The 12410-nt window shown below is 61.2% G+C and carries 7 protein-coding genes and 2 pseudogenes; 3 read left to right on the top strand and 6 right to left on the bottom strand.

What is annotated here, in order from left to right; genetic code table 11:
- Positions 1–113: 113 nt before the first annotated feature.
- Both ACERK3_10995 and ACERK3_10990 read left to right on the top strand, forming a co-directional pair.
- On the top strand, positions 114–3353 hold the full coding sequence (locus tag ACERK3_10995; protein MFA9478819.1) for a DUF4838 domain-containing protein: 3240 nt from the start codon (positions 114–116) through the stop codon (positions 3351–3353).
- A 2-nt stretch (positions 3354–3355) separates the two neighbouring features.
- On the top strand, positions 3356–3595 hold the full coding sequence (locus ACERK3_10990) for a helix-turn-helix transcriptional regulator (GenBank protein ID MFA9478818.1): 240 nt from the start codon (positions 3356–3358) through the stop codon (positions 3593–3595).
- A gap of 203 nt (positions 3596–3798) precedes the next feature.
- On the opposite strand, the gene ACERK3_10985 is transcribed toward ACERK3_10990, so the two are convergent.
- Both ACERK3_10985 and ACERK3_10980 read right to left on the bottom strand, forming a co-directional pair.
- Positions 3799–4467: an NAD-dependent epimerase/dehydratase family protein gene (locus ACERK3_10985; protein ID MFA9478817.1), complete on the bottom strand. Its 669-nt coding sequence runs from the start codon at positions 4465–4467 to the stop codon at positions 3799–3801.
- Between the two features lie 33 nt (positions 4468–4500).
- A complete protein-coding gene (locus tag ACERK3_10980) occupies positions 4501–5517 on the bottom strand; it encodes a zinc-binding dehydrogenase (GenBank protein MFA9478816.1) in 1017 nt (338 codons plus the stop codon).
- Between ACERK3_10980 and ACERK3_10975 the strand changes: the two are divergent.
- A pseudogene (locus ACERK3_10975) lies at positions 5432–5917 on the top strand (transposase). The gene ACERK3_10980 and the pseudogene ACERK3_10975 overlap by 86 nt on opposite strands.
- A 13-nt stretch (positions 5918–5930) precedes the next feature.
- On the opposite strand, the gene ACERK3_10970 reads toward ACERK3_10975, so the two are convergent.
- The 4 genes and pseudogenes from ACERK3_10970 to ACERK3_10955 all read right to left on the bottom strand — a co-directional run bounded on the left by ACERK3_10970 (position 5931) and on the right by ACERK3_10955 (position 12377).
- Positions 5931–6641 carry an RraA family protein gene (locus ACERK3_10970; protein MFA9478815.1) on the bottom strand — a complete coding sequence of 237 codons (711 nt, stop codon included), beginning with the start codon at positions 6639–6641 and terminating at the stop codon, positions 5931–5933.
- A 9-nt stretch (positions 6642–6650) separates the two neighbouring features.
- On the bottom strand, positions 6651–9524 hold the full coding sequence (locus ACERK3_10965; GenBank protein MFA9478814.1) for a hypothetical protein: 2874 nt from the start codon (positions 9522–9524) through the stop codon (positions 6651–6653).
- A gap of 24 nt (positions 9525–9548) precedes the next feature.
- A complete protein-coding gene (locus ACERK3_10960; protein MFA9478813.1) occupies positions 9549–10715 on the bottom strand; it encodes a hypothetical protein in 1167 nt (388 codons plus the stop codon).
- A 513-nt stretch (positions 10716–11228) separates the two neighbouring features.
- A pseudogene (locus ACERK3_10955) lies at positions 11229–12377 on the bottom strand (IS3 family transposase).
- Positions 12378–12410: the final 33 nt, after the last annotated feature.

The raw sequence follows: 12410 nt of genomic DNA, 5'->3' as shown, positions 1-12410 counted from the left end.
TGGATCGCGCGCCACGGATACGCCTCGGGCTCGCCTGGGCGTGCTCAAACGACGATTTTATAAATATCTCGGCCTTCCCATGAAGGCATGCTATTTTAAGAAGGATCATATCTATGTCGACTCGGTTATTGCGCAAGCCAGGGATTGCCAGCATGATGATCTGTTGGATGATCTGTTCAAATGCGATCGATGCATCGGTTGATGGCGGCGACCTGTTGACGCTTGTTCAGGATGGACGTTCCGAGGCGACGATCGTGATCGCCGATCAGCCGCTTGTGATGGGGCCCTCGGATCAGCCCCAGTTGATCGTCCGGGAGGCGGATTCGAGACATACGCAACGGGTCGCGGCTGAGAAACTTCAGACATATATCAGCAAGGCAAGCGGCGCGACAATCCCGATCGTATTAGCTTCGGAGGCGCCGGCGGAAGGGACTTTGATCCTGGTCGGCCGAAGCGAGTTGACCGAGCGATACGACATACAGCCACCGAGCGAAACAGAAGGCGTCCGGATCAAAACGTTTCCACGCGGCGTTGCCCTGGTCGGCGAGGTCGCCCCGGTTGGTACGAACAACCTGGACTTCGAGCACGACCGCGGAACGATGCACGCGGTTACGATTTTTCTTGAAAAATACCTCGACTTCGGGTTCTACTTTGACAAGGAAGTCGATGGCGACGAAGACTTCGGCGTGGTGATTCCCCAATCCACAACGATGACAGCCCCAGCGTCAATCGATCATCAGGATGCGCCGGCATATAGCCATCGGTTCACATACGGGTTCTTCGGTTCGGAAATCAAGATGGGTAACCCTCGGCTGATGCCCATCGGGCATACCGACGACGGCTGGCGGCTCCGGTACCGGGAAAGCAACCCGGAGTATTTTCGCCTGAGGCCGGATGGAACGCGCGATTTCCGGTTTCTGTGTTACAGCGAGCCGGGCGTCATCGACCAGCGCATGGCTGATTATGCCGCCTGGTATGAAGAGGGGAAAGCACCACTGGGACATAACCCCAGCGCACATTACATTTCAGTATCACCTGCCGACAATCTGGCAGATTGCCATTGCGAACGGTGCAAGGAACTGAGTAAGTCGGAATTTAACCCGGTACAACGGTTTTCGCATCAGCCGCAAGGTTGGGGCAGGCAGTCGAACGTCTACTTCAAGCATATCAAGGACCTGGCATTGCGAGTGAAGGAGCAGTGGCCTGAGCGACGAGTGGTGACGCTGGCTTATCAGGGCTATACGCTTCCACCCGAGTTTGATTTGCCCGAGAACGTGGACATTGTGCTTGCCGTGCTCGCTCCGAGCCACATTTACAAGGAGCCGGAGTCGCGGCCGATCAATGATGAACTGATCAAATCATGGAGCGCGAAACTCGGCGGTGACCGGGATCGGCTTCTTATCTGGGATTACCCGGTCTGGCCTGGCCTCTGGACGGCGGCGCCGATCATCTACCCACATGTCAAGCAACAGTGGCTGCACGACTACAGTGAGTATGTTTCGGGCGAGTACCTCAACAGCAGAGGACGTTCGCCTCAGGAAGCTCACTGGTTCATCAATGTATGGTTTCGGATGCTCTGGAACCCGGACCTGAATGTCGATGAACACCTGACCGATTACTGCAAGCGATTCTTTGGCCCGGCAGCCGAGCCGATGGAGAAGTTTTATCGACTTGCGATAGACCGCTACCAGAATGTCAGGTGGTCGGAGAACGCGATTGATTACTCGGCTGGGCTTTTCAAAGGGCTGTATGGCGAAACCTATACGCCGGAGGTGCTTGATCAGCTTGAGAGTTACTTTCACGAAGCAATGGTGGCCGTCAATGCTTCGCGCGGCAGCACGCTGAGAGAAATCAAGCCTGAAGACGGGTGGGTGCATACCAACACCCTGGCCACGGACACCCAGTACGGCATCGAGATCAAAGCCAAGGGCTCTCCCGTCAACAACCCAACCATTCGTTGGGGCGATGGTGAAATTCGCTACCGGGGCGAACTGTACAACGGGCTCCGCCTTGTCGTTGAGCCAGGCATCGATGGCCCTCGCGCCCGGCTTTATCCGGTCAATCTCATTTCATCCGAGATGTCGGCTGACAACCCCCAAGGCGGAAACACGGGATACCGCCAGGCATCGAAATGGCTGCGCAACTATGCCAGCCCCGGAGCTGATTACCGAGTAACATTGACCGGGCGAACGGCTGATGACGGAAATCCCATGGTGGTCCTTTACTATGGTCTTACAGGCGATGGTAGACATGGCAACCAGTTCTTTAGCGGTCGACGCGTCTTTCCTTCGGACGGACAGTGGGCGACCGTCACGGATGTGTTCACCGTGCCAGATGACGTCGAAGGTTTCAATCGCATCGATTTCTTTCGACGGGATGGCGAGGTCTGGTTTGCAGATGTATCCATGCATCCGGACCTGCCCGAAGATGGCCTTGATGTAACTGATCGGATTGAAGGTTCGTTGCCGATGCTGAAGGCTGGTGAAACAGCATCATTTCAATTTACGGGTGACGCAAGCAATGATGATGCATCGGTACGCATCGCGTTGGATGTGCCTGAGCGAAATGCCGTACAGGATGACATCTACAAACGGCGTGTGTACTGGATGCGGGAATGGCTGGAAAACTTTTCGCCAGATCCGCTTCAACGTCGTGGAAGGATGGGCTTTTTTGTGGAAGCTCGACAAGCTCACCGATGGGTCGATCGCAACCGTGTTTATCATGCTGTTCGCGTTGATCAAAGTCCTGAAGCCGACTTTCAAGCATCGCAATGGCGCGAGGCGGCATCAACCCATCTCGTACAAGGCAAGGATGATCTTCGTGCCGGGCGAGATCCGTATGACCGACTTGGTTTCACGGCTGACTTTCCAACAAGGGTTCAAATCGTACACGACAACGAGCATGTGTATCTAGCCTTCCGTTGCAGTCAAACCCACGCTCCCACTTCAGAGGACGCGGTGGCCATGGCTTTCTATAACAATGACAAACTGCTATTTGAGGCCACCATCCACGCAGACAACAGCTTGGCGAGCGACACCTCGACGATCAGGTCAGAAACCGTGGCTGGTCAAGGGTGGTGGGGAGCGTTTGTGACGGTTCCCGCCGAATTGCTCTCGACAAATGGTCGTTTGGATCGCGTGCGGGCCAGTTTCACCCGAACCCGGACCCAGGCGCCGGATGAAGCTGGTCGTGCGACCGGTCAGGACGTCGTCGAATTACCCTTGCCGGTTGGAGCAGAATCGCCGAGCACCAGCGATGACATCATTTCCTACACATGGTCGCCACTTGTCGAAGGCAATCTCGGTTGGCGGGGCTACCCTTGGCATCGCCGCGGGACGGTGATATTCGAATAATCATGTGGCCAAGCAAGATTCTGCAGCAAGTGCCGCGGACATGGTCACCCCCACATCGCTGGCTCGAAGAGCGGCGTATCGAACTGGCAGCGCGTCACCTCCTGCACACGAACCTGCCCATCGCGGTTGTAGCACAGGAGGCGGGTTACGCTGACCAGTATCACTTTAGTCGCGTCTTCAAGCGTGTCACCGGCTATGCCCCGGCTCGATATCGCCGCACCATGCGCAACAGCGAAAAGTGAAGATCACACCCTCATTGGGCGCGACCCACGCATGCGTTGGCACCGAACTCCCTATGGGCAACCCGCCGGCCACCTATTCCAGAACCGCCCGCTTCACAACACATTACCACTTCCCCACTGGACACCACTCGCCGGCCAGGCGGGTCTTGTGCTTGAGCCAGCAGCCGCAGCGATCGCACTTGCAGTAGCGCTCCGGGTTTGCTTTACATGGCACCGCGTGCTCGCACGCCCGGCAGATCACGCGGCGCTGCTCGATGGTTAAACACATCGACCGCGTCGCGCAGACTCATTTGTGTCAGGCCTGCCAGCGCCCATGGCCCGGGCGTGCAGTCGGGTTCGGTCTCAGGCGGCTTGCCATCTGGATAGATCGCCGCCAGCCGAAGGTTCGTGGCGTCAATCTGCGGGTTTTGGCGATGGAAATAGCGTGTGACTTCTTCCATGAGATACTTTGAGAAGCCGTAGCCGTGGCGGTCATCGCAGGGATGCTCGTCGGCGATGGGAAAGCTGCGCGGGCGAAAGTCCGGCGACTGCAGGCCGACCGCCGCGATCGAACTGGCAAGGACGAACCGTCGGCAACCCCGGTCGATCAGGTATCGCATCAGGCAGCGCGTGCCCTCGACGTTGACGGCCATCGCGTCATGCTCACTGCAACCGCCGGTCACCGCGCCGAGGTGAACCACTGCTTCAATCTCATAGCGGTCCAGTTGCCGCAGGTCTTCAAAGCGGGCAAAGTCACCTTGCACGGAAGCGACATCGAGGTCGGCCCCCCGTCGGCTCATGGCCAACGGCGTGGTCCCACCGTTGGCGTTAAGCGAGGTCGACAACGCACGGCCGATCAAACCGCTGGCGCCGGTGATCAGGGTATAAGGCATGGTCTGCTCCTTGATGCGATGGCCGGTGCCGACTTACGCGTCGCTCCATTTGATGACCGCGCTCACGAGGTCGGCAGCCTGGTCCTTGAGCATTCGATGGTAAAGAGCCACCGCCTCGGTTGGCTCAACGCGGTGCGTGATGGTGTGCTGCCAGGGCAATGCGCCGACGGCCATATTCTTGAGTACCGCCTGCCGGCAAGGCGGGCCGCCATCGTCGCAAGGAAAGTACATCGTCAGTCGGCGAGCGTGCGGTTCGAGGAAGCGCATCTGGATGGGATGTTCGCCATAGTTGCCTTGCCAGACGAACGTGCCATACGGCCGACACAGGCGAATGGCCGGGTCGATGCACTGGGGGAGACCCGTCGATTCAAACACCACGTCTGCGCCGTTCGTCCCATCGGGCAGCAGATCGGCGATCTGTTCCTCGGCGGGGCGTTGCGAGCTGTTGATGAGATGGTCGGCTCCAAGCGCGCTTGCCCGTTCGAGACGATCGTCGTCGATATCGACCGCGATCACCCGGCAACCGCGATGAGCACATGCCGCCACGACGCCAAGGCCGATCGGCCCGCAGCCGTGGACGACGACGACGTCGCCCATGCGCGGGTTGGCCATGTCCACGCCCGCCAGTCCCACCGCCGGCATCACGAACAGGCTCGCCGTCGCCGGGTCGACGCCATCGGGAAGTCGTGTCACGCCCGCCTTGCCCGGCTGCACGACCGCGTGGCTGCAATGCGTACCGGAAACGGCAGAGATCGCGTCGCCCCTGTCAGACATCATGCCCACGTTGCTGCGATAGTACACGCGTTGGCCCGGCGCAAACGCCGATACGTTGTCGCCCACCGCTTCGATCACCCCCACCGCCTGGTAGCCGGTGCACAGTGGATAGGGACCCCACCTGATTTTGTTTTGCAACAGCGCCAGTTCCGTACCCGGACTCACTCCGCTATAGACCGTGCGGATCACGATGTCCTCGGCCGTGGGGGCAGGCAGACGCACGCGCGTCAGTGACAGGTTCTGTTGGGCATCGCAGACGATGGCGTTGGCGTCCATGAGCGATCCTGGGCGGTACAGGTTTTTCTGCGACAACGAACCATGCCGGTGGAAAACGTTCGCCGAACGGCTGCCGGAAGTGACGGCGGTGCGGTCGCGACGAATCCAGCGGCTGGGCGAAGCTGACCAGTGGATTGCGCTGGCCAATGGCGGCGAGGCGGGTTCGCGTCTGGCGGGTCGGCTGGGGATGCCGACCAGTCCTGACACGTTGCTGCGTGGTCTTCGAAGTCTGCCCGATCCACCGCAGGCTCCGCCGCGAATCATCGGCGTGGACGACTGGGCGCTGCGGCGCGGCCAGCGCTACGGCATGATCGTGTGCGATCTGCAACATCACCGGCCGATCGACCTGCTGCCGGAGCGATCGACTCAAGCGGTGCGTGACTGGCTGGACGAGCACCCGAGCGTGCGGTTGATCAGCCGTGATCGCGGTGAGACATACAGGAAAGCCGCGAAATCCCATACTTCTGGAACGCTTCCGTGCTGCTCATGCCGTTCTCGATCGCGTGGCGCACCGTCTTCTCGCCACGTGCTTTTTCCAGAGCCTTTTCGATCACCTCGGCTTCCACCTGCTGCGGGATCACGACGACGCCGTCGAGGTCGCCGAAGACCAGGTCGCCCGGCTGCACCGTCACCTGCCCCACCTCGATCGGCACGCGATAGTCGACCACCTGCGTCCGCACAGACGAATCCTGCGCGAACCGCCCTCGGCTGAACACCGGCCATTCCTGCTCAGGCACCTGCGGCGTGTCGCGATGAAAGCCGTTGACCACCGCGCCGACCGCGCCGCGCTGCCGCGCTGTGGCGGTAAGGATCTCACCCCAGTAGGCACAGCGCATCTCGCCGCCCGACGCCAGATACACCTCGCCCGGCTGAAGTTGATCGAGCGCTTCGGTGAGCTTGCCGAAGGGTTGCTTCTGCGGGCCGTAGACATCGATCATCAGCGCTGGCATCGCCCGCCCAACCAGCTTCATGCCTTCGCGCATCGGCTGAATCGGCTGCGGCAGGAACTGGTGCACGTATCCCAGCGTGTCGAGAATGTCGCCCACCACGGGCGTGTAAAGCTCCCGGCGGATTTCGGACAGCCATGCGTCGTCCTGCTGTTTGGGAGGTTGCGTTTGGGTCATGTGTTGGCCTTACCATGATTTTAGCTGCGCCCGCTCATCAAAGCCCTCGTCGGTGCCGACGAGCGCCTGGCGGGTGGGCCGGTTGTGCATCAGCGCTTTCAACGTGCTCGGCTCCAGGGCCCGAACGGGGGCGAACTCCTTGGAACACGCGTAGGCGATGCAGCCGGTCAACAGATGCGCGGCGGCGGGATCGTCCGGCTTCAGCCCCAGCGAACACACCAGCAGCCGCCCCTCGCCCACGCGCACCTCGAACAGCGCCGCCTGCTGCCTGGCATCCTTGAACGAGCTGACCACCTCCACGATCGGCTGCACCGGCGCGTCCAGCTCATCAAGCTCATCAAGCTGCACGGCCGCGCCGCCATCGATCATCTGCTGAAAGTCCCAGTCGCAAAAGCCGGTGTGCGGCAGTCGGCGGGTGATCGGATGATCCGCGATGCACGTGGCCACGTTCCCCTCCGCCCGGCCGGCACAGGCGACCTGGTAGACCGTCACTTGCGACGGGAAAGGCCCGGCCCCCAACAGCAACACCCGCCCCCCACGCACCAGCGCCTCGAGATCCGCTTCCGACAGATCGCTGACCACGCGCAGCGGTTCGCCTTCTTCGGCGCTTGATGCCGCAGCTTCGCGCAGGGCAGGCCATGCGTCGGCCACCGCGGTGTCGGCCGTGATCGGCTGATCCACCGCACGCATCGACGGATAGACCCACAGCGGCCAGCGATTGTCCAGTTGCAGTGTTTCGCCGGTCAGCCGTACTTCCAGCACCAGCGCCGCCGGCTCGGCCAGTTGCGGGGCGCTGAACGCGATCGTGCCCAGTTCACTGAGCTGCCCGTTGGCCAGTGGCGCAACCGGCCACGCCCCCTGCTTGTGAATGTGTCCCGTCTCATCGCGCAAGCACCACTGCACCTGCGCCGCATCGACGGCCGCTTGCTCGAACAGCGAGACGCTGAGCGTGGCGGCCCAGGATTCCCCGGCCGTGCACACCCAGCGATTGTCATGATCCAGCAGTAGCACGCTGGCGCCGTTATATCGGCGGACGTCCTCGGCCGTCTCGCCGGGCTTCATCTCGTAAAACTCGTTCATGATGCCGCACGGGTAGCCGGTGCGGTGCCAGTGGTGATCGACCGCGCCGAGCAGGTCGTAGCCAGCCACCCGCTGGCACCGCCGAACACCTTCCACAGTGTGCTTGCGCAACCGGCGCATCCACGCGCAGGAGTTGACGTAGTATTCGGCCGCACGATGTTCCAGACCGCGCTCGCGCAGATGTTCCCGTACGGCCGCATATAGCTGTGTGCCGATGCGCGTGCCCTGGTAACGGTGTTCGAGGTCCAGATCGATGTAGCTGCCGTGGATGCAGATTTCGTGCGACAGGCAGGGGCGCTCGTAGCTGCCCAGCCGATCGTCGATGAGCGCCGGGTCGCTGTCCGTACTACGGTAGCTGTGCAGGCCCCAGGCGAACTGGCCGATGCAGTCGCTGAAGGTCTTGAGCCGTTCCAGCCGGCGGGGGTTGTGCAGGTAAGGTTCTTGCTGCGCGTCGTCGCCGAGGTCTTCATCATTCCAGCCATACTCGATGCCGCGCAGCGCTTCGTGCGGGTTGAACATCGCCTCGGGCGCTAGCTCGCGCCGTATGGTCGCCCACTGCTCCAGTTGATCGAGCTTGGCTTCGTCGAGCAGTTCTTCGTTGCCGGCGCAGTAGATGACTACGCTGGGATGCCGTCGGCAGGCTCGCAGGACATCCGCCCACTGTTCATCGCCGGCCCCCATCGGCGGCTCGACCTGGATGAGCATGCCCAACTCGTCCGCCGCTTCCAGGTAGGGCTCGGGCGGGGTCCACGTGTGAAAACGCAGCCAGTTGAAGCCCAGCGCTTGCATCCGCTGAATGTTGGCGCGATAGGTGGCCCTGTCCAGTGGCATCGTGCACGTCAGCGGGTAGTAGGCATGTTCGGTGGCGCCGCGCAGATAGACGGGCTCGCCATTCAATCGAAGGCCGAAACCTTCCGCCTCGATCCACCGCAAGCCGAACATCTGTTCATGGCCATCGGACTGTACGCCATCGACGTGCAACGCCAGTTCGATCCGGTAGCGCTTCGGCACGCGATCCGACCAGCACGCCAGTCCCGCCGCATCGCTGTTCCAGGTATTCACCCCTGCCGTCACCGGCTGCACGCCTTCGTGCATCGCTTCGCTGGTTTCCGGATCAACCATCCGCCAAGCCAGGTTCATGCCACGCCCTTCGCCCGGCCGATCGACGTCAATCCGCCACCGCAGCGAAGCCTCGTTCTCGCTCGGCTGCACATAACAGTCGGCGATGCGCCCCGGCCCGGTCATGCGCAGTCGCACCGGCCCGGCAATGCCAGCCGAGTAGCCCTTGAATCCCCGGGTGATGCAGCCCATCGTCCGCGGCCGAGCGTTGCTGACCTGCAAGCTCAGCCGATTCGTCTCGCCAGGCTTTAGAAAACCATCCAGCACCACCGACCAGCGCGTGCTGTAGTGAGGCTGATGCGCCACGCATCGGCCGTTGACCCACAGCCAGGCCTCGACAAATGTGGGGCCACACTCGAACGTCACGCGTCCGTCCGCCGGCGCATCAAAGCGATGCTCGTACTGCCCCACGCCAACCAGGTAGGGCAGCGAGGCGTCCGGCGCTTCGCCGGTCATCGGGAACCGGATCGGCTGGTGGTCCGGGGTGAACCGCAACGTGTCTGAGAAACCGCCAGCCTTGAGCCGATCCAGATGATCGTCCCAGAAGCCGGGCATCGGCATCGAACCCCGCGCCGCCGCCTCCGGCAACAGCGCCGGCGTCGCGCCCTCGCCCGACGACGCCGCATAAGCGAAGGCCCATGAGCCAGTGAGATCAATGGTGTAGGGAAGAACGTGAATATGCATCAAGTTTCTCACTTGTCAGCGTTGTCAATCAATCAGCGGGCCCACGTCGATCGTGTACATGGCCCGCCGACCTTCATGCACCGAGTCGATACAGACCGCCCGACCATCCGGCCGCCAGCGCGGGTGCAGATCGCAGCGGATCTCCGCCTGATCGGGCATCGGACTGTAAAAACGGCCAATCTTGAAGATGGCCCCATCGCTCGCCCGCACCAGCATCAACGTTCGGCAACCATCCGCCGGATCCGGATACGTGTCGTTGAGCACCCATTGCCCGTCCGGCGAATAGCTGCAATGCCCGTCCTCCGACAACTGCCCCGCTGCCAGTTGCTTCGCCTCGGCCGTGCGATCGCGGAAGCAGAAAAACCCATCGCTCGCCCCATTATCGCCCGCCACCCGCGCATAGGCCAGCAGGTGCTGGTCATCCCGCCAGTCGTAGTGCGAGCACATCCCCGCATCGATCAGCGGATACACCTCGCTCCCGTCGACATCCATCGTCAGCATCCGCGTCCGATGCGGCGACGTTGCTTTCCCCGGATGCCATCGATGCAGCACCGCCAGCCGACGGCCGCCCGGTGCGAACTGGGCGTGGTTCATCCAATGCGACCCGCCTCCCCGGACCGCCTCAGGCAGCAGCCGCCGAGCCTCGGCAATCGAGCAGATCAGTTTGGCTTCGCTGGTTTGCAGATTCATTACCCACAGCCCATCGTCCTCGGGTGCATCCACGTCAGCCGTGGCGTCCGGCACCCCCGCGTAGCCATAGCCGGGCCGGAGCCGATGCAGCCGGGCGAAGTTCAGCGAACTGACGATGCCAGTCCGCGGACAGATGGTGTATATCGGCCGCGGCAAAGTTCGCCGCTCGCCACTGTGAATATTGAGGATCACCGCGACGCACCGCTCGTTCTCGCGGTCATTGAAAATAATGTGCGACGCGTCCAGCCACTGAAGCATGCAACCCTGCTGCCAGTTCCACGCCCTGGTCTCGGCCAGGGGCGTAAACGCGCAGTCGTTCTGCAGGTCGATGGTGCCGACGGCAAGACAGTCATCCGCCTCCGGCGGGCGACCCTGATACGCCGCCCGACACGCCAGCAGCCACCGCTCCGAGCGATGCCACGGCGACTTCTCGTAGTAGCCGAAAAAGTATTGCCCTGACGCCGGCGTTACGCAGCGCGACACACTTGTAGTAAATTCCATCTGACCATGTTCGGACGACAAATTCATTCTCACGGTTCCTACGGCAACATCAGTCCATTCTGGTCGCATGTCACACCTTTATCGCACGGAATTGTATGAAACACAATGCGATAACAACAAATACATACTCGTTATAATCGACATAAGCACGAACATCTCTGGCGCCATCCGCCATGTAGTATCCAACTCGATGATTGCGAATCTACATCTTCATTAGTGAATGCCCTCCTGTCGTTGAACGACTTGGATCGGTCGGTGTAGCGAAAGACTGTGACTGTATCCATTGGGCTGGTGTTGTTTGCCTTCTGCATCATGCCTCGCACACCTCGCTTTCCATGCAGGCACGATCGATCGCATCCGGCCGAAGCGTGGTGCCGGCACCGGATTGCACGGGGGTCACGAAACCCCATCCGCCACGGTGGCCGGCTCAATGAAACACGATCGAAGCCAGGGGATGTACTCCAGCATCGTACACGCGGAATGCGTGACCTACCCCCATGGTTTGTACCACCTCTATGTTAGTCGAACGGTTGCCCCGAGGGGATGCTGAGCCATGCCTCCGGGGCGGCGGTCGGAGCCCAGCGACGAATGCGGCCGAACCGTGTTGTAGTCCACCCGCCAACGCTCGATCAGCACCTTCGCCTCGTACAACGTGTCGAACACCTCACGCTCCAGCAGCTCATCCGCCAGTTTGCCATTGAACGACTCGATATAGCCGTACTCCCACCCCCGGAAGTGGACTGCCCGGCGCGATGAACAGCGTCTTCACGCCCACACGTTTGAGCCAGCGACGCACCGTCTTCGCCGTGAACTCGCTGCCGCTGTCTGAACGAATATGATCCGGCACGCCACGCGTCGCCATCAGCCACGCCAGCCGTTCGAGCACATCATCATGGTTCAGCTTCCGGCCCACATCGATCGCCAGGCATTCCCTTGTGTACTCATCGATGATCGTCAGCATGCGGAAGTTCCGGCCGTCACGCGTTCGCGCCTGCACGAAGTCATAGGCCCACACATGATCCCGACGCTCGGGCCGAAGCCGAATGCATGAACCATCATGCAACCACAACCGGCCGTGTTTGGGCTGTTTTGCAGGGACTTTCAAGCCTACACGCCGCCAGATCCGTTCCACACGTTTATGGTTCACCCACCAGCCTTCCCGTCGCAACAACCCGTGAATCATACGATTGCCCATAACGGCCGAACATCGAAGCCAACGCGATGACCCGACGCGTCAGCGGCGCTTCATCATCACGAACCGTCGGCAGATAACGCTGCGTCGCACGCGGCTGATTCAACAACTTGCAGGCCCGCCTCTGCGAGACCGCAAAGCGATCCGTCAACACATCGACCGCTTCACGCTTCTTGCGCGGGCTCAGAAGTTTCCCGCCGACACCTCCTGCAGCATCTGCTTGTCCAGGCTCAAGTCCGCTACCAGCTTTTTGAGCCGCCCCCGGAAGCGTTCTCCTTCTCCAGTTCCTTCAGCCGCTTCGCCTGGTCCAGCTTCATCCCGCCGTACTCTTTCCGCCAGCGGTAAAACGTCTGCTCCGAGACTTCTTCACGACGAGCCGCTTGCTCAGCCGTCATGCCCGAGTTGATGTGAACTTCGATTGCACGAAGCTTGCCGATGATCTGTTCCGCCGTGTAACGCTTCCTGGCCATGTGAATCCTGCCTTTCCCAAATGCGTCCAGTAC

Source organism: Phycisphaerales bacterium AB-hyl4 (assembly GCA_041821185.1).
In the GTDB taxonomy this organism is placed as follows: Bacteria; Planctomycetota; Phycisphaerae; order Phycisphaerales; family Phycisphaeraceae; genus Natronomicrosphaera; species Natronomicrosphaera hydrolytica.
The sequence above is the reverse complement of the archived record's forward strand: the minus strand, read 5'-3'. Positions and strand labels throughout refer to the sequence as shown.